Origin of the sequence: uncultured Methanobrevibacter sp. (assembly GCF_902770715.1) — an archaeon.
GTDB lineage: Archaea > Methanobacteriota > Methanobacteria > Methanobacteriales > Methanobacteriaceae > Methanocatella.
Genome location: NZ_CACXTS010000003.1, coordinates 1 through 17,953 on the forward strand (window position 1 = coordinate 1; position 17,953 = coordinate 17,953).

Consider the following 17,953-nt stretch of genomic DNA (forward strand, 5'->3'; position numbering starts at 1 on the left):
ACTTGATGATAGGATACCCTTTTGGAGAACTCTTAAAGCGGATGGTGAATTAAATCCAAAATATCCTGGGGGAATTGAATATCAAAAAGAGAAACTATCTTCTGAAGGCCACACCTTTAAAACAAAAGGTCGTAAGAACATCAGATATTTTGTTGAAGACTATGAAAATAAATTATATGATTTAACAATTTAATAAAACTAAAATTTATTAATGTGTTTAAAATGAATGTTTTCTTGTGAAATGTTCTAAACAATAGCTCTTCAAGAAATTTTTTTTCCAACTAGATGATTTCATAAAAATATAGGCAAGATATAAATAAGTTTTGACTTAAATTAATTTTAGAAGACTATTGCGAAGGTTAAAATATGAACAATTTTTGTACTAACTGTGGGGCGAAAATAAGAAAAGGGGATAATTTTTGCACTCATTGCGGAACTAAAATCGATAAATCTTATATGGTGCAGAATAATCATTTAAACTCAGCATCAGACACCATAGAAAAAAAGAATGCAAAAAAAGAACTTAAACGAGTAGTTGGCAAAAGAATTTTATACAATAAAAATTTTGCTAATGAATTACACATGAAGAGTTTAGATGTCATCAATACAGGAAAAGCAATCAGGCAACAGGTTGAAAAAGAAATAGACGCCGGTCAAATTAAAATTGGGGGCGTGGAATATAGGGTGAATCAATTAATACTTGAATACAAAATCAAGAAACAGGAAGAAAATAAAAAATTAAAAATGCTTGATGAACTTTTTGAATCAGAAGAAATCAAATCAGAAATAAGAACAAACAAAATTGACCAAACACATGCAATCTCCATTAAGGATACTGTAAAAAACAAGCTCATTAATGAACAAGCACCTATGAATGATGATGAAATTAAATATTTCATAAAAACAGAAACAGAAAAAGCAATTAATGAATACATAAAAAAAATTAAGGGCATTCAAGAGCAAATAAATAATATACACATTAAAGAAAAGGAAATAAAACGTGAAAAAATAAAAGAGAATGAAATGATATCTGGAGGCTATTGTGATTTAAATTGCCAATATTGCTATGAAGAACTATTTGATAGTGGAGGAGGAGTAGTTGGTGATTTAGATAGCGAAGGGTATACTGAGTATTATTGCCATTTAGGACATTCTATAATCTTGGGACGTTATTGTGAAGATTATAAATAAATTATTATAATTGTTTAAACAGTACAAATCCACAATTTAACAAAACTTAAATGATTTATCCTGTTTTTTCTTTTAAAAATCATTTTTCACATTTTAAAAAAGAAGAAAAAAATAAAATTCAATTAATGAGCATGTCATTATATATTCAAAATGCATGCTTTAACTCTTTTTAAATTAATATTACTATAGTTAACTTCACTAAACTTAAATATTTTTAAAAATAATATATTAGCATGACTTTAATGAATAATAATGCCAATATAAAACAGTTTCAATTGATTAGATTCATAAATGAAAATTGCATTGATGATCATGTGATTTCAAAGATTTCAATCGTTCTTCGCCGGGACAAAATAGAAGCTCCCTATTTTATGGACACCAAAATCAGACTCTCTTCCTGTGTTGATATGGAAGAAAACGGAATTATTCATGCAATGGACATATTAAACCATAACAGAATGTATAATTTGACTGAAGACAAATATGCTGAAATCAAGTCACTCATTACTGATGCATTTGATGAAGAATCTGACAAGGTAAAAATCTTTAAAAAGGAAAAACAGCTGAAGATAGTTTTAATGTCTAAAAATGATGATGAAATAAGAGCTCTTTTTAATGAGTATGGTGACCTTTTTGAAAAAATTGACAATCTGATTGATTAGGAAATTTTTCATATCATCATTTGTGCATTAATTAATATAATAAATTTTAATATGTACAAAAAAATTAGTACATATGGAAAAAACAGATATGAAATATTAAAATAAATGGAAAATAAAATAGTCCCGAGCGGAGTCGAACCGCTGTCTTTGGGTCCAGGGCCCAAAAGGATTGCCGCTACCCTACGGGACTATGCGATTATTTATAGAAATCATCCTATAAATAGATAGGGATTGACAAAAATGTTAGCTTATGATTTCTTTTTTGTTTGATTTTAAAGGAATTTAAGATATTTAGATTCATATTAAACTCATATAAACATTTGAATATCTGTTTAATGCAGAAAATTATAGAATAATATAATAATCGAATATAACCGTGATTAGATGATTAGAAAAGCACTGAAAAAGGATTACTCAGAAATACTGAAACTAAATCGGAATGATGTGGAAATGCTGTCTCCGCTGGACTACAATCTTCTAGGCAAAATGGATGAACTCTCAGAGATATTTCAAGTGATAGAAGAGGACAATAGGGTTATTGCATTTATATTGGCATTTAAAGACGGATGCGACTACTGGAGCGACAATTACGGTTGGTTTTTGGACAACTACACCAATTTCATATATATCGACCGCATTGTAATTGATGAAAGCTACAGAAAGCGGGGATTGGCTCAAGAGCTCTATGAACATCTTTTTGATTATGCATTGAAGAACAAATATAATCTGGTCTGTGCCGAAATAGATATCGAACCCGAATACAATTGCCCGAGCATCCGTTTTCACGAAAAAATGGGCTTCAGGCAAGTCGGCACAAGAATATCCAAACAGACATTAACAGTTTCCCTGCAGGTTAAAGAACTCAAATAATTTCATAATGGTTTGGATATTATGTTGCCACAATCATTACAAACATAATCTATTATACTCCATGCACAATAGCTATAACCCGGATTAGGCGCCTTATGGGATTTAACAGTCATATTTTCACTACCGCATTTTTCACAGATAACTTTAGTTAATCTTTCTTCATTTAAATCGATGTCATCTAAAACGGACTCATCACTAATCTTTTGAGCAGCTGCACGACGAACATAATCATCCTCATCATTCATAGCAATATCAATTAAGACAGACTCATCACTAATCTTTTGAGTAGCAGCACGACGAACATATGAATTTTCATCATTTTTAGCAATATCAATTAAGACAGACTCGTCACTAATCTTTTGAGCCGAAGTTGCACGAACTAAGAAATCTTCATCATTTTTAGCAATTTCAATTAAAACTGGCTGATCATTAATCTTTTGGGCAGCTTCGTTACGAAAGGGACCTTTACCATTTTTAACAATACCTATTAAAAAAGAATCATCATTAATCTTTTCAATCGCTTTTGAAACAATCTTAGAATCAGTGGCATTCATAGCAATATCAGCTAAAATATCCATATTACTAATCATTTCAACTGCTTCTAAACGAGCTTGGAAATCTTTATCATTTTTAGCAATATCCCCTAAAACATTCTCATTATCCAAATCATTTCTATCCATTTCTACCATATTTCCATCCCCTAATTTAACAATAATTACAGTTTAAAGTGAATGTTTTTCATTAAAATATTCAATACTCTTAAAAGTTATGCTTTAATGAAGTTATGTCTTTAATGTTATTATAATTTTGGTATGTGTTTTTAACGGCTATATCTTTGTTGTTTCAAACTTTAAATTACCTTTCAATCATAATTTAAAGATGAAAGTGAGAGTTTACATTCGGAAAACTATTTATATGTGCTTTTTAAAAGTAATAAATACGTATAATATGTTCTACAAAAATTTAAGGTTGAAAATATCTTAAGGACAACATCATGTATACCCAAAGATAACAAAATAACTATCAATTGAATAATGAAGTGAAAATAATGAAACTCATATTTAAACAGAAACTATTCTCAATACTTGATTCCTATGATGTTTATAGTGAAAACGGAAATACAGCATATAAAGTTAAAGGACAATTGGCTGTGAAACATAAATTAAAGATATACGATCCGCAGGGCAACGAACTCGGAGAAGTCAAAGAAAAACTCATATCAATAACACCAACATTTGATTTGTATGAAAACGGCAAAAAAGTAGGCAGCCTTAAAAAGAAACTATTCAAGTTACTCGGTTCATCATACAACATAGATTCATTAGGCTGGACTGCAAAAGGAAATTTCGTAGAATGGGACTACAGCATTCATGATTCCAATGGAAATTTGGTTGCCACACTCGGAAAACAGCTGTTGAACTTGACAGACACATATGTTTTAGACATTGTCAACCCCCAAGATGCATTACATGTTTTAATGTTTGTAATTGCAATAGACGCTGAAAAATGCTCAAGAGATTAGGACTAAAGATAATGGGGCTAAATCTTAATTTAGTCTCCATAAATATTATTTTTAAAATATATTTTGAAATTATGTTTTTCAATAATTTTCCTTAAAATCTTCAACCAATCTTGAGAATATGGAGATATCTAAAGGAGGATTATCAATTTCTTCTTTACTGAACCATTTTGCATCAACTATTTCGCTTCCATCCACCTTTATCTCACCTGACTTGTATTTACATGTGCATCCAATCATCAATGAATTTGGAAATGGCCAGGATTGGCTTGCAAAGTACCGGATATCTTCGACTTCAACACCAACTTCCTCTCTGACTTCTCTTTTGACTGCATCCTCTATAGTTTCTCCAGCTTCCAAAAATCCTGCAACCAATGTATATCCCATACCTTTGTGATATGAATGCTTTGCCATGAGAAGCTTGTTTTCAATCTCGCCGTTTTCATTTTCTTCGGCTTTGGTAATTGTAGTTATAATGGAAGGGGATATTCTTGTAAAGCTTTTGAATCCGCATTCGGGACAAATTTTCACTCTTCTTCCAGGCATGGTAACTGTTTTAGCACCGCATCTTCCACAGAATTGATGGTTGTTTTCCCAATCAATAATTTGTATGGCTCTTCCGCTGATTAAATAGACTTCCTCATTAATTTCAAAAACAATGAATAGATTATGAAAAATGATTTCATTTTCATTTGACTTTGGCTTGAGATTCTTAATTTTACTATACTCGTCTCCGCTTTGGTTCATTTCATCAATCTTAAGATTTTTGATCTTGCCGGATTCAATATTTTTAATAGTCAAATTATGCTCTGCTTCATCATAGAAATCTTCAATCTTAAGTTTTTCAATTTGATTTAAATCAGCACTTTCAAAAATATCATTGTCTTTATTCTTTAAAATAAAATCTTCTTCATTAAAGTCTTCATTTAATTCAACGGCAAAACAATCATTATCATAGAATAATCCGATAAATATCTTGTTTTTAATGTCAACCTCATTAATGTAGATTTTTTCAATATCTGAGATTAGTGGAACTTGATTATTGACTAGCAAAAGCTTCCTTTGATGGAATATGAAATAATACTTATTTTCCGTGTTTTGAATTTCACCATCAAGATTATAGTTATCGTGAATTTCGACTTTTAATGAATTTTCATCTTTCATAATTAATGATATGTCTTTTAAAAAATATAATTTATTATAAAAAATGTTGCAAATGTAAACAATTCTTTCCATGATTTAACAGCGAAAAAGGATATGCAATTCCCAGCAAAAGTTTTTGTTGAAAAAAAAGCAATATCTATTGTATGCATTAAAATAACTATTTTTAACCTTTAATTTTGAATTTTAAGATGCAAGTGAGTACTTACATTCGAAAAACTATTTATATGATTTTTTTTAAAGTAATAAATAAGTTTAAAGTGAACTCAAACATTTAAGAGGTGAAACTATGAGTTGGAGAGGATTTGTAAGAATGTTGAATGAATCAATAGAAATGTGGAACGAATTATACAAGAACGGCAGTGTCAATCCTCAATTGACCAGCCAATATTACGGCTAAGAGAGTTTAACAAATTATTTTTATTTCATATCATGAGGGCATTTCTCTTTGAAACGAATGCATTAGTGCAATATCAAAAGCTAATGCAAAAACTAATATTGGATTTAAACTAACATATTTCATGAGCAGCATGGATACAATTTACACTGATGAAAAGGATGAAAGATTTCTGGAGCTTGTAGGCGAGCTTGATAGAGGATATTATGAACGCATTGGTGATGAACTGTCAAAATACGACAGTTACAATGAGTTCAAAGATCCTCATGTCGTCATATTGGCAGTTGATAATGATAATGCTGTTGCCTGCGCCAGCTATCGTGCTTTTGGCAATGATTCAGTTGAATTTAAAAGAGTCTATGTTAAAAGTGAGTATCGAAAAAGGGGAATTGCCTATAACCTCATTAAAGAGCTGGAAAAATCAGCAGTCAAAAGTGATTTCAAATATTCATATATAGTTACCGGAAAGAACAATCAGCCGGCAATAAGATTATATGAAAAATTAAATTATCATCTGATCGATAATTTTGGGCAATTCAAGGATGATGATGTTGTCGTTTGCATGAAAAAAGAGTTTAAGCTAGAATAATCTGGATTGGACTGAATTTGATGGGAATTCATATACATAATCGAATATATCCTCCTGTTTATAGAGCATCCCATTCCTTTGGCATCTGTCCTTTATTATTCCTTTTAGTTTTCTGTTATTTTTGCTGTAAATGAAGTTTGAATCACCAAATTCATCAATATATCTATCCTTTAAACCGGGGAAATTTTCATCAAGCTTTTTATAGAAGTATTCGCGATTTCCTTCCCGCAGGGATAAGCCCATTTCCAGGTTCAAAACACCCTTCACGTTTGTATCGATGCAATAATCCAAAATGGAGTTAATGTTCTCCTCACTGTCATTGATGTGGGGCAATATCGGAGACAGCCAAACGACTGCGGGAATACCGTTTTCATTCAATCTTTCAAGCACTTCAACACGTCTGGATGTTGGACAGACATTCGGCTCAATCAACCTGCATAAGTCGTCATCGGCAGTTGTTAATGTAATCTGAACTACGACCTTGCTTTTTTCATTGATCTTTTTAAGCAGATCCAAATCCCGAAGAATCAAATCCGATTTTGTAAGGCATGAAAAACCGTATCCATACCTATAAATCACTTCCAAACATTTTCGTACATGCTTTAATCTCTTTTCAATTGGAACATATGGGTCAGTCATCGCACCGGTCACTACCATGAAAGGCTTGCGTCTGACCAATTCCCTTTTAAGTAATTCAACCGCATTTTCCTTCACTTCAATATCCTCAAACTTATGGTTTAACTGATAGATGTCACTTCTTGAGTCACAATAGATGCAGCCGTGTGTACATCCCCTATACAAGTTTATGCCATAGTCCGAAGTGAAGATTCCTTTGGCCTTTACATAATGCATGATGTTAGCTTTATGGTTAATGTTATAATAAGATTCCTAAACTATGAAAAAAATTCAATTAAAATCTTAAAAAAATAAAAAAAAGTAAAATAGTTTTTTGCAACTATTTAAAATCATTTCATTTTAGCAACGAATAATTGGTTATCGCTGGTTCTAAGTCCTACTGAATCAACAGTAACGTCAGATGAACCGTCTATTGATGTATAATATGAAGAAGCACCCATCTTTAATGTATCCCCATTAAGGGAAATGTCCGCTCCTTGGAACAGTTCCACGGTTACCTTGTGATTATCAGAGGACATGTTCATAATAAATGAAGTATTTTTATCCTTTACCGCATCAGCCAACAATTTTTTGTCTGCATCACTCATTTTTGATGTGTCTATTTCAAAATCAGCTGTAAAATCAACATCATATAACTGTGTAGAAGGTACAGGACTTGAAGTCACTGGACTAGGCATGGAATTCTTTGCAGAAACACCATTTATTTGGAAATCTGAGGATGTTATTTTACCCAAATCTATAGGCCCTGACGAACCGGCACAGGCTACACCTAATGAAATAGACAATACCATTAAAATAATAGATATTGTTAATATTTTATTGAAATTCATAATACCACCATCTTTAATGATAGTATATCAAATTTTATTAATAAATGTTTAGGATTTTTACAATCCTGTGAAAAATTTTCAATATAGGACTGAAGATTATTAAGAACTAGATTTAATAAAAAAAAGAAAAAAATGATAAAAATCATTTAATATTCGTAGAATCCTTTGCCCGCATTGATACCTGTTTCACCAGCATCAATCTTTTCCTTAAGCTTTAAAGCGATTTTGCCTTGGGTTGTTTCAGGGTCTTGGGATCTAGGGTCCATGATAATGATATTATATGCTGTTACAAGCCCTACAATATCCAAAATCTGGAAAGGACCGTTAGGTGAACCTGTAGCAAGTCTCCAAGTCAAGTCGATTGTTTCAGGATCGGCAACCTCTTCAGCCCATAACGCCTGTCCTGCAGAAAGGAACGGAACAAGCAAAGAGTTGAGCACATAACCTGGTTGCTCTTTCAATACTTTAATAGGCACCATGTTGATGTCTTCTGCAAATTGTACAATTGCATCAAAGTATTGCTGGTCGGTTCCAGGGTGAGGCATTACTTCAGCAGTGTTTTGAGCCCAAATGTTGTTTGCAAAGTGGAATGCAAGGTATTTTTCAGGCCTTCCGGTGTGTTCTGCAAACTGGCTTGGAAGCAATGTTGATGAGTTTGTAACAACAATTGTTTTTTCAGGAAGGTATTTGGCCAATTCTTCATAGAATGGAATTTTTTGTTCTGGGTCTTCTGCAATTGCTTCAATTACAAGGTCTGCATCTTCTGCTGCCTCTTCATAGCTTGTGGTCAATGTCAAGCTGTCAAATGCTTTTTGAGCTTGTTCTTTTAAGGCATCAATCTCTTCATCGCTTAAGTCAGGGGTTTTGCTGAATCCTCTGCAATAGGCTGACTTATCGGTTTTCATTTGTTCAAGTGTTGCCTGATAGATGTTCAAAAGTCTTTCGAATTTAGGTTTTGCCCTTTCGATTGAACCTTCGCTTCTTAGCCAAACAGTCACATCAAAACCGCAGAATGCAGATTGATAAGCAATTTGACTACCTAAAACTCCTCCACCGGCTACTACAACTTTTTTGATATCCATTTAAATCACCAATATTTCATATAAACTATATTTTACATAAAATTAAAAAATTATAAAATATAATTCGTTGGTTTTATTATATTTTTTAAAATATTTAAAATTTTATAAACAATTCTTAAATGATTCTTAATAATTCTTTATGATATTTATCAGACATCTGAAATATCCTTTATCACTTCACCGGCAATTATCAGTCCTGCAACGGAAGGCACAAAGGAAACGCTCCCCTTGACTTTAAACTTCCTGTCCTTATTAATAGGACAATCATTGGTGTTTATAGGATGTTCTTTGGAATAGACTACCTTCAGTTTTTCAATGTTTCTCTTTCGAAGGTCCTTCTTCATTATTCTGGCAAGAGGACATACAGAAGTCTCAAAAATGTCGGCCACTTCAAACATTGTTGGATCCAACTTGTTTCCGGTCCCCATAGAAGAGATTACAGGAACATCAAGTTCATCGCATTTGCATATTACTGCAATCTTGGCCATTATGGTATCCACGCAGTCGACGGCATATGACAGGTCTTCGGTAATGATACCGGTTTCGGAATCGGCCATGTAAAATTCCCTATGGGCTTCAACATTAGCATCCGGATTGATTTCAAGAATTCTCTCCTTCATCAAGTCGACCTTATGTCTGCCGATTGTTTTTTCCGTTGCAATCAGCTGCCTGTTGATGTTGCTTTCATCAATCTTGTCAAAGTCAACTAAAACGAAGTTGCCTACACCGCTTCTGGCCAGCCCTTCACAGACATATGAACCTACACCTCCAAGGCCGAATACGGCAACCTTGGCATTTTTCAGCTTTTCCATTCCATCATTTCCAATTAACATTTCTGTTCTTGAAAACTTCTCTTCCATATCCTCTCACCAAAAAATATAATTTAATTTAATTTATATTATATAATAAATAAAAAGTTATGCCAAATCAATTCTATAAGTGATAATTTTATGATAATTGATACACATTGCCATATTTACGGCAGCGAAATGGAAAATGCTGAAGAGATAATAGAAAAAGCTGCTGAATATGGCATCCGGTTAATATTGAACGGTACTGATCCAAAAAGCAATGAAGATGTATTGGAGCTTTCAGGCAGATATGATAATGTCCATGCTGCATTGGGATATCTCTATACATTTGCAGATGAGGCAACAGAAGAAGACATTTGCCTGCTGGACAATCAGCTCAAAAGCAATGATGTGATTGCTGTAGGTGAAATTGGCCTTGATTATTATCATACAAAAGATAATATGGATAAGCAAAAAGAGCTATTTGAAAAAATGTTGGAATTGGCTGAAAAACATTCCCTGCCTGTTATAGTTCATTCCAGAAAGGCGATGCAGGACACATTCGATATATTGAAAAATCATGAAGTTGTTGGATCCATGCACTGTTATCAGGGTTCAGCTGAAATGGCACAGCAATTTATCAAATTGGGCTTCTATATTGGAATAGCCGGACCGATTACCCACACAAACAACAAGAAAATAAGAAAAATGGTTAAAAAAATTGATATTGGCCATATGCTTGTAGAGACAGATTCTCCTTACTTAAGTCCAGAAGAGAAGAGAGGAGAGATGAACACTTCACTAAACATAAAATATATAACCGGAAAAATAGCCGAAGAATTGGGCATGAGTGAAGAGGAAGTCATTGAAATCACCACAGAAAACGCCAAAAGATTATTTAAGATATAACAAATTTTAGAGATTTTCAAAAACAAAATTATTAATAAAATATGAGTTATCGTGTTAAACTTATTCTCAAATATGACTATCACTAAAATAACTTTAATAATTTATTTTTATAATCCGGCGATAAAACATTAAAAAAAAGAGTTAAATAATTTTAGAAGTAATTAAACTTCTAAAATATTATTTTTAGGAACATTAACGTCCTTTAATATAAAGAACAATTCCCATAATAATCACAATTAATCCTAAAAAGGATACTATATTGAAAGCCATGCCTATCAATTTAAAGCCTAACTTTAAAAAGAAAGGTCCTATTGCACAGAACAATAATAACAAACCTACAATAATTGCAATTATTCCACCAATTCCTTTCATTTTTTTACCTCCCTCTTTAAATAAGATATTAAAAATACCTTTCATTTAATACTATGGATATAATACTATATAAAACTAAATTTTTTTAAGTCCAAAATAGCAAATATACAACTTCAAACACAAATCTATTACTTTTGTCAAAATATATGTTCGGAAATTGCATATTATCAATGGACGAATCGGGCAAAAAACAGACTACATGAATCATTTGTAATAGTTTGGCATTGACCTCTAGTGCGGACCACCAATTTGCAGATCCCTTAATTGCGTATTTACCTGCCAATATCTGCAGTTCAGACATATTCATTGATTTTAATCCATAAATAAAGCTTATCCTCATTAATAAATAAAAGATATATATCAGTTTATTTATACATTTACACAATAAGATTAATCTGATAATTATGAACAAACTACAAAAGAACCTTTATAAACTTCTATTAGAGATAGACAACATCTGTAATGAATATGATATAGACTATTTTTTGGCTTATGGTAATTCATTAGGTGCAATAAGGCATAACAGATTTTTGCCCTGGGATGATGATATAGATATACTCATAACAAGAGAAAACTGGGACAAATTAAAAAAAGTCATTGAAATAGATGGCGTTCTACCTGAAAATCGTTCTTTTGTCCATAATGACAACACTCTTTACTATGGTAATCTTTTGGCCAGATATGTTGATGATAATACAACAAATATCCATATCTCTCAGGCGTTAGCCGCAAAAACCTGTGGCCAACAACTAGAATTTTTCATATTGGATCCAATGCCAACCGGTGAAGAAGATAAAAAGGAATTCATTGATTTATTTAGAGTATATGCTGATTTAATTTCACCTTACTTTATTGTATCCCAAAATTTGCCTTTAGATGAATGGCAAAAACACTATGGCCATTATAAGCATTATTGTGATAGGATAGATAAAGAGGGTGAAGAAAAGATATTAAATGAACTGGAAAATAAATTGCTCCATTTTAGTGAAGATGAATGTGATGAATATCATGTGAGATGGGGATTGTTTACCCATATATTTAAAAAAGAGTATTTTGATGATATTCGCTATGAAACATTTGAAGATCGCCAATTTCCAGTTGCAAAAGGTGCCGAATTTATTTTTAGATATTTCTATGGAGATGACTGGATGTATGTTCCTGAAATTTCCAAGCAGAAGACCCATTTTGCTCTTAGAAATTTGGATGTTCCATTCCATGAGTATACTGATTCTTATCTTGATAGAATTAATCAGGATGAAGTGTTTAAAAAATTCAAGAAAAATAAGCGCAACAATATGGACCTGTATTATAGAAGAAATAGACTTGATGAAATTACTGCACAGATACGTGTTAATGTTGAATCAGAACATGTATGCAATTATTTAAATGAAAAAGAGGAATATTTTGATTCACTATTGAAAGATAGAAAATATGAAGAGATATTGAAGGAGTTCAATGATTTTAGTTCCTTGCAAATGAATGATGATGTTAAAAAATATAATGTTCATGTTCCAATTTCGGATAAGAATCTCACGACTTTACTTTCATGTTTAATTGCACAAGGGAAATATTATGATGCTGATAAGTTTTTAAGAATCAGAAAAGTGCAGGATGAACCTATAAATGATGAATTGAATGAAATTTCAGACATTATTGATTTCTGCAGGCAGCTATCCGTCGCTCGCTATGATAAGCAGGATATTCAATTAGTCCAATCACTGATAAATGAATATGATTCCGTTTATCCTAATCTATTGGACATATACCGTGCAAAATTATGGATAAAAGATTTGAATGCAGAATCATCTGAGGATTATAAGGAAATGGACAATCTTTGCAATGAGATATTGGATTTATACCCATTTGATGGGGAAACAATGGCCTATCAAGCCAAGGCCAAAACAGAATGCGGACTAAAAGAGGAAGGCAATTCATTATATGAAAAGGCAATGTATTACACTAGAAACGGATTTATCTGGCAAAAAATTGAAGATGAAAGTGGTTTTAGCCGTATTGAAATAGAAAGGGATATTGTTGGGAGTTGAATAATGAAAGAAAAAATTGATATTCAATTGGAATTGCTGAGTGAACTTAATGAAATTTGTGCCAAAAATGATTTGAAGTACATTTTATTGGGTAAAAGTGCCCTAAATGGATATCAAAATAAGACTTTAAAAAATGGTTCCAGATATGTTTCAGTTGCAATGACCAATGGAGATATTGAACGATTTTGTGAAATAATAGAAAGAGATTACAGCGAAAATCGTTATGTGGAAGGAATTTTCAATAATCCATTTTTTGTCCCCTTTTATGTAACTTATGGGAATAGGAACACAACGGATTTTTATGTTGCCAACTATAATAAAAACATCAATCATGGAATCCATATTCGCTTATACCCAATATGCAAATATGCCAAAAAAAAGGGCAGAAAACTAAAATCATGGGATGAAAATCTAACAAAAAATAAGGAATATCGTGAAAGCTTTACAGATCCTGTTGAAAATAATTTTTGGAAAAAGAATGTTGAAGCTCGCCTTTATCCTCATTTTGGACGTAATGAACGTTATTATAAGCAATATAAAATATATAATGCAATCGATAAATGGGAAGATATTCAGAAATATCTAATTGCTCGTATTGATAAGAAAACCTTCTTTTCTAAAATTTTCAAAAGCACTGAAAAATATGATGTTGATGATACTCACATATTTCTGCCTAAAGACACAGATGCCTATTTCACCAGACTATTCGGTAAAAATTTCAGAGACAAGAAAATTGAAAAGCAATCACATACAAAAAGGGAAATTGTTGATACCGAGCTTGGCTATGAAGAGGTTATCAATCAAAATTCAAAACTTTTAAAGGAAGCGAATTCGATTAAACAGGAATTGGAAATAGAGATATTCCATCAAGATGATGAAAAAGAGATAGCTGCAAAGCTTTGGAAGCTAGTTCAAATGACACATAAGCAAGTTGGATTCAGACATTATTTCAGCAATTATAAAACTAATTATTTATTATCAAAAGATTTAAGCAATAAAAATGAATTTAATGAAGTTTATAATGAGTTACGTCCGGTTATTAATACATTGAATAGATATGCTGAGTATGATTTGACCTTTTCGGTAAATCCAAAAATTGATGGCCTAATAAAAGAGGTTTTAATAAAGAAAAACAATATTGAACTGTTAGATAAGATAGAAATGTTATCTCAAAAAGAATTTTTAATTGAATAAACTATGATTAACTTTTTATTTTAAAAATAATCATCATATAATTTAATAAATAGCATATCCCAATTATAATTTTAACAAATATTCAAAGATTAAATTGGAGTAGAATAATTTTTAGAAGTAATTAAACCTCTAAAAATATTTATCCATAATTACAGCTTCCAAACGTCCATCTTATTCCTTTTGTCAAAATAACCGTTCGGATTCTGCATACTGTCGGTAGACTGATTGGGAGAAAACATACTACATGAATCATTGGGATTAGTCTGGCCTTGGCCTCTGGTGCATATCATTCCAGTTGCAGCTCCCTTCAATTGCACATTTACCTGCCAATATCTGCAGTTCAGGCAAACTTCATCATAATTGACATCACCAATATTGATTCCATCGATTTCATACATTCAAATAACCCTTTTTTAGTTATATTAAAAAGTAATATCCCCATTACTGTGCGTTAACTGTAATATTATTTATAGTAACCTTATTGTTATATTTACTTGTTATAGAATAGTTTCCTGCTGATAGGTTAATGGCTAATTTTGCAATACCTCTAGCATCCGTTTTAATGTTGTATGTTTTGTTTTTTATTGTGATTTTAACTATTTGGCCGGATAACTGAATTACCTTACCTTCCTCATCAACTAATTGCACCTCATAAGATGTTCCATCCCTATAAGTCATATTAACATCTTTTGCAGTAATATTTATTTTATCGGTGTTGACAGTAATGGAATTTGTAATATTTGCTAATTCATATTTAGAATCATATATGCTGGCTTGGATAGTGTAATTTCCCAAATAAAGATTAATTGGCAAGCTCGCAATACCCTTTGAATCAGTTTTAACATCATAACATGACTCTCCAATTTTGAATTTGATATTTGCATTTGCAACTGGATTGCCATTGCAGTCTGTTAAATTAATTTTATAAGAACTGCCATCTTTGTAACTCATTATGAGATCTTCACCATATAATGTTAAAATTGCTTTATTAACGGTTAGTGTTGCATTAATAAAAGCCGAACTTAATTTGGAAGTAGCATCAAAAGTAGCATTGATTAGATATGTGCCGGGAGCTAAGTTTACAGGGAGTGATGCAGTACCATTTTTGTTAGTTAAACGGCTGTAAACTTTACCCGCAACACCTATATTAACATAAACACCGGAAATAGCATTGCCACTATCATCGCTTAAAGTAACATCCCAACAGCTACCATCATTATAAAACATGGATAACGATTCACCGGACAGATTGGTTGAAATTTTGTTTATTATTATCATCGCATTAACGAATGAAGAATTATACATATAATTCCCATTAAATGTTGCATTAATTGAATATGTGCCAGGAGTTAAATTTATAGGAAAACTAACGCTGCCGTTTTCATCAGTCACTAAAGTATATGTTTCATTTACATTAAGCTCAATTTTGATTTCTGAGTTTGAAATAGCATTTCCATCATCATCAGTCAATGTAACATTCCAGCAGCTGCCGTCATCGTAAGTCATTTCAACATCACTTGCAGTTAATGTTGAATTTTTATTTTCAAAGACAGCTTCAAGTAAATATTTTGCAAATGCATTTCCATATTGGCTGTAAGCATATTTTGTATAATGCAGGTTATCAGATGCCAAATATGGGCATGTATCCTCATTAACTATATTGTAATCCCTAGTCTTGAAATTAAATAATTCCAAATACTCACTATTTTGCCATTTTGAATATTGGCTATCTAATGCATTTTGATAATCGCATAAGGTCAAACCGATTTTGTTTGGAATGACATCCCTATTTTGTCTTATTTTGATATTATAAGAGCGATCTGAATAACATAAATCTACAAATACAACTTTTATAGGACTCTCTCCCCTGTCTACACGCATCCTACTTGCAGTTTCAATTCTATCCATAATATGATTGAATGCACCATTGAATGTTGATGTATCATTGCTGTCTTCTGAGCCCAATTCTGAATTATCAAGGTAATCGTTAGTGCCAGCTGCTAAAACGACAATATTATAGTAATCTATGGTCGTGTTAGTTATGCCTTCACTATTTTTTGCATTGTCAAGGTCTTCCCAGTTTCCAGGAAGTTCACCTAAATATACTGGATCCACCAATTCACGGCAAATACGATACCTATAGTACTTGGAGTTTAATATGTTCTGGCCGTCGATTTGACCCAAATCATGATAGGTTGATCCTGGAATTGACGGGTTATAGTAAACATTGCCCAAAAGCTGCGCCACTCTGTGAGGTATGGAAAAGATATGTCTGCTGGATGCTGATTTATAGGGTGAACCATAGGTAATACTATCTCCAAAATACAAAATCTTATAATTGGAATTATCATCAGAGTAGTTCATTAAGGAAAAACCATCATCAAAGCCACTGTATGCCATTTCGCCATTTTTAATCGCATATGCCTGCACGGAATAATATGCATTATAATCAATATCATTTAAAAGCATTGAAATAACTGCTTTATTCTTTTGATTCACTTGGCCTATAACTTCCCAATCATTTTCATTCTTTTTAAGAACGGAATAACCGTCAGCATTCGGAACATGACCCCATTTAATAGTATTGTTGTTAAGAGATACAATGCTTGGTGACTCCAAATTGAAGTCACCGTCCTTCAAGTACAATCCATAGCTAATGCTACCATCCTTGATTTCACATGCCCGAACTGTATAAAATAGTTGGTTGAAGCTTGCATCAGCAAAAGTTTTACTATTTAGTATGCTTGACAGTTCTTTTGCGGAATTGTAATAATAATCCACATAGCTATTTTGATTGGCATCAACCACAGCTATACACTTAAATTGGCCGTCACGACCTAATTTTCTGAATATGCGATATTTTGTAACATTGTCAATCTTGCTCCAGGTAACATTAGCCATCAGATTTTGAAAATCAACACTGACACTAGGAGATGCTATCAATCTTAAACCTTCAACATCATAAAGGCTATATATTATTTTACTGCCATTATTTTCTGCTATTTCTCTAACGGAATATGTATATGAACAGTCATTGCCTATATTATCATAAAATATCATTTCTTCTGAATCGGCATTAACTGTTGCAATGACATTGAAGTCTTCCGTATCCTTCCTTAAAATTTCATATGTGCTTCCAATATGGGAAACCCAACATAATTTAGCATAATAATCATCATTTTTAGGATAATATTGCAGTTTAATTAATTTAGGAGCATCCAAAATTATTGAACAATTTTCTGAGGCATTATCCATAGAATCATTTTCCAGATTATTACTTTCATTCATACCATTATTATCTGATGGAATTTCTTCGTCAGTGAAATTATTGTTGTGAGTTTCATTTTCCTTCAGGATATGAATGTTCATTTCAGTTTCATAATCTGTCTCTACGGCATTATCCACGGGCGCCTGTGAAACGCTATCTGAAATGTTTTCATACGCACAAACTGATCCAATCATCAAAAACAATAAAATAAAAATTGAAAAAATTATTAAAATTCCTTTTTTATTTCTAACTAATTTCATATTATCTTCTGTTATTAAGTTATTAAAAAATTATAAATATATTAAAATATGTAAAATATATTATATATACTAATTCATACAATTTTAAATTATTTCAGGTTTATTTAAGTCTTTAATATTTGACTGCAGATAAGTTATTTCACACTCAATCATATTAAAAGATGTAAAAAACATATG

Annotated in this window: 17 protein-coding genes, 1 tRNA gene and 1 pseudogene; 9 read left to right on the top strand and 10 right to left on the bottom strand. The window is 31.8% G+C overall.

What is annotated here, in order from left to right; all coding sequences use genetic code 11:
• The 3 genes and pseudogenes from QZU81_RS01270 to QZU81_RS01280 form a co-directional block, all read left to right on the top strand.
• A pseudogene (locus QZU81_RS01270) lies at positions 1-193 on the top strand (methylated DNA-protein cysteine methyltransferase); the annotation flags it as partial.
• Between the two features lie 173 nt (positions 194-366).
• The gene (locus QZU81_RS01275) at positions 367-1,191 is read left to right on the top strand and encodes a zinc ribbon domain-containing protein (RefSeq protein WP_292826383.1); all 825 of its coding nucleotides are present in this window, start codon (positions 367-369) and stop codon (positions 1,189-1,191) included.
• A gap of 242 nt (positions 1,192-1,433) precedes the next feature.
• Positions 1,434-1,853 carry a hypothetical protein gene (locus tag QZU81_RS01280; RefSeq protein ID WP_295589046.1) on the top strand — a complete coding sequence of 140 codons (420 nt, stop codon included), beginning with the start codon at positions 1,434-1,436 and terminating at the stop codon, positions 1,851-1,853.
• Positions 1,854-1,971: 118 nt separating this feature from the next.
• On the opposite strand, the gene QZU81_RS01285 is transcribed toward QZU81_RS01280, so the two are convergent.
• Positions 1,972-2,043, bottom strand: a tRNA-Gln gene (locus tag QZU81_RS01285).
• Between the two features lie 194 nt (positions 2,044-2,237).
• Between QZU81_RS01285 and QZU81_RS01290 the strand changes: the two genes are divergently transcribed.
• A complete protein-coding gene (locus tag QZU81_RS01290) occupies positions 2,238-2,723 on the top strand; it encodes a GNAT family N-acetyltransferase (protein ID WP_295589048.1) in 486 nt (161 codons plus the stop codon).
• Positions 2,724-2,725: 2 nt separating this feature from the next.
• On the opposite strand, the gene QZU81_RS01295 is transcribed toward QZU81_RS01290, so the two are convergent.
• Complete coding sequence (locus tag QZU81_RS01295; RefSeq protein ID WP_295589050.1) at positions 2,726-3,412, bottom strand: HEAT repeat domain-containing protein; 687 nt, start codon at positions 3,410-3,412, stop codon at positions 2,726-2,728.
• A gap of 359 nt (positions 3,413-3,771) precedes the next feature.
• Between QZU81_RS01295 and QZU81_RS01300 the strand changes: the two genes are divergently transcribed.
• Entirely contained in the window at positions 3,772-4,245 is a 474-nt protein-coding gene (locus QZU81_RS01300; RefSeq protein ID WP_295589051.1) for an LURP-one-related/scramblase family protein, read from the top strand.
• A gap of 78 nt (positions 4,246-4,323) precedes the next feature.
• Here the strand turns inward: QZU81_RS01300 and nudC are convergent, their stop codons facing one another.
• Complete coding sequence (nudC, locus tag QZU81_RS01305; protein WP_295589052.1) at positions 4,324-5,406, bottom strand: NAD(+) diphosphatase; 1,083 nt, start codon at positions 5,404-5,406, stop codon at positions 4,324-4,326.
• A gap of 518 nt (positions 5,407-5,924) precedes the next feature.
• Between nudC and QZU81_RS01310 the strand changes: the two genes are divergently transcribed.
• Positions 5,925-6,389: a GNAT family N-acetyltransferase gene (locus QZU81_RS01310; protein WP_292852480.1), complete on the top strand. Its 465-nt coding sequence runs from the start codon at positions 5,925-5,927 to the stop codon at positions 6,387-6,389.
• Here QZU81_RS01310 and QZU81_RS01315 read toward each other — a convergent pair.
• The 4 genes from QZU81_RS01315 to QZU81_RS01330 all read right to left on the bottom strand — a co-directional run bounded on the left by QZU81_RS01315 (position 6,381) and on the right by QZU81_RS01330 (position 9,797).
• Positions 6,381-7,241 carry a radical SAM protein gene (locus QZU81_RS01315; RefSeq protein WP_292826359.1) on the bottom strand — a complete coding sequence of 287 codons (861 nt, stop codon included), beginning with the start codon at positions 7,239-7,241 and terminating at the stop codon, positions 6,381-6,383. The two genes, QZU81_RS01310 and QZU81_RS01315, sit on opposite strands and share 9 nt — an antisense overlap.
• A 113-nt stretch (positions 7,242-7,354) precedes the next feature.
• Positions 7,355-7,855, bottom strand: a complete 501-nt coding sequence (locus QZU81_RS01320; protein ID WP_292826356.1) for a hypothetical protein — start codon at positions 7,853-7,855, stop codon at positions 7,355-7,357.
• A 146-nt stretch (positions 7,856-8,001) separates the two neighbouring features.
• A complete protein-coding gene (locus QZU81_RS01325) occupies positions 8,002-8,937 on the bottom strand; it encodes a 3-hydroxyacyl-CoA dehydrogenase (protein ID WP_292826352.1) in 936 nt (311 codons plus the stop codon).
• 149 nt (positions 8,938-9,086) lie between these two features.
• A complete protein-coding gene (locus tag QZU81_RS01330) occupies positions 9,087-9,797 on the bottom strand; it encodes a tRNA threonylcarbamoyladenosine dehydratase (RefSeq protein ID WP_295589056.1) in 711 nt (236 codons plus the stop codon).
• Positions 9,798-9,887: 90 nt separating this feature from the next.
• Between QZU81_RS01330 and QZU81_RS01335 the strand changes: the two genes are divergently transcribed.
• Positions 9,888-10,637: a TatD family hydrolase gene (locus tag QZU81_RS01335; RefSeq protein ID WP_295589057.1), complete on the top strand. Its 750-nt coding sequence runs from the start codon at positions 9,888-9,890 to the stop codon at positions 10,635-10,637.
• A 192-nt stretch (positions 10,638-10,829) separates the two neighbouring features.
• Here the strand turns inward: QZU81_RS01335 and QZU81_RS01340 are convergent, their stop codons facing one another.
• Complete coding sequence (locus QZU81_RS01340; protein ID WP_292826343.1) at positions 10,830-11,009, bottom strand: hypothetical protein; 180 nt, start codon at positions 11,007-11,009, stop codon at positions 10,830-10,832.
• A gap of 404 nt (positions 11,010-11,413) precedes the next feature.
• On the opposite strand from QZU81_RS01340, the gene QZU81_RS01345 reads away from it, so the two are divergent.
• Both QZU81_RS01345 and QZU81_RS01350 read left to right on the top strand, forming a co-directional pair.
• Positions 11,414-13,054: a phosphorylcholine transferase LicD gene (locus QZU81_RS01345; protein ID WP_295589059.1), complete on the top strand. Its 1,641-nt coding sequence runs from the start codon at positions 11,414-11,416 to the stop codon at positions 13,052-13,054.
• A gap of 3 nt (positions 13,055-13,057) precedes the next feature.
• A complete protein-coding gene (locus tag QZU81_RS01350; protein ID WP_295589060.1) occupies positions 13,058-14,248 on the top strand; it encodes a hypothetical protein in 1,191 nt (396 codons plus the stop codon).
• A gap of 149 nt (positions 14,249-14,397) precedes the next feature.
• Here QZU81_RS01350 and QZU81_RS01355 read toward each other — a convergent pair whose 3' ends face one another.
• Positions 14,398-14,646, bottom strand: a complete 249-nt coding sequence (locus tag QZU81_RS01355) for a hypothetical protein (RefSeq protein ID WP_295589062.1) — start codon at positions 14,644-14,646, stop codon at positions 14,398-14,400.
• Between the two features lie 43 nt (positions 14,647-14,689).
• On the bottom strand, positions 14,690-17,710 hold the full coding sequence (locus tag QZU81_RS01360) for a collagen binding domain-containing protein (protein ID WP_295589064.1): 3,021 nt from the start codon (positions 17,708-17,710) through the stop codon (positions 14,690-14,692).
• Between the last annotated feature and the right edge of the window lie 243 nt (positions 17,711-17,953).

Coding starts and splice junctions, on each gene's coding strand:
- QZU81_RS01275 (WP_292826383.1), top strand. CDS start 367: ATGAACAATTTTTGTACTAACTGTGGGGCGAAAATAAGAAAAGGGGAT.
- QZU81_RS01280 (WP_295589046.1), top strand. CDS start 1,434: ATGAATAATAATGCCAATATAAAACAGTTTCAATTGATTAGATTCATA.
- QZU81_RS01290 (WP_295589048.1), top strand. CDS start 2,238: ATGATTAGAAAAGCACTGAAAAAGGATTACTCAGAAATACTGAAACTA.
- QZU81_RS01295 (WP_295589050.1), bottom strand. CDS start 3,412: ATGGTAGAAATGGATAGAAATGATTTGGATAATGAGAATGTTTTAGGG.
- QZU81_RS01300 (WP_295589051.1), top strand. CDS start 3,772: ATGAAACTCATATTTAAACAGAAACTATTCTCAATACTTGATTCCTAT.
- nudC (WP_295589052.1), bottom strand. CDS start 5,406: ATGAAAGATGAAAATTCATTAAAAGTCGAAATTCACGATAACTATAAT.
- QZU81_RS01310 (WP_292852480.1), top strand. CDS start 5,925: ATGAGCAGCATGGATACAATTTACACTGATGAAAAGGATGAAAGATTT.
- QZU81_RS01315 (WP_292826359.1), bottom strand. CDS start 7,241: ATGCATTATGTAAAGGCCAAAGGAATCTTCACTTCGGACTATGGCATA.
- QZU81_RS01320 (WP_292826356.1), bottom strand. CDS start 7,855: ATGAATTTCAATAAAATATTAACAATATCTATTATTTTAATGGTATTG.
- QZU81_RS01325 (WP_292826352.1), bottom strand. CDS start 8,937: ATGGATATCAAAAAAGTTGTAGTAGCCGGTGGAGGAGTTTTAGGTAGT.
- QZU81_RS01330 (WP_295589056.1), bottom strand. CDS start 9,797: ATGGAAGAGAAGTTTTCAAGAACAGAAATGTTAATTGGAAATGATGGA.
- QZU81_RS01335 (WP_295589057.1), top strand. CDS start 9,888: ATGATAATTGATACACATTGCCATATTTACGGCAGCGAAATGGAAAAT.
- QZU81_RS01340 (WP_292826343.1), bottom strand. CDS start 11,009: ATGAAAGGAATTGGTGGAATAATTGCAATTATTGTAGGTTTGTTATTA.
- QZU81_RS01345 (WP_295589059.1), top strand. CDS start 11,414: ATGAACAAACTACAAAAGAACCTTTATAAACTTCTATTAGAGATAGAC.
- QZU81_RS01350 (WP_295589060.1), top strand. CDS start 13,058: ATGAAAGAAAAAATTGATATTCAATTGGAATTGCTGAGTGAACTTAAT.
- QZU81_RS01355 (WP_295589062.1), bottom strand. CDS start 14,646: ATGTATGAAATCGATGGAATCAATATTGGTGATGTCAATTATGATGAA.
- QZU81_RS01360 (WP_295589064.1), bottom strand. CDS start 17,710: ATGATTGGATCAGTTTGTGCGTATGAAAACATTTCAGATAGCGTTTCA.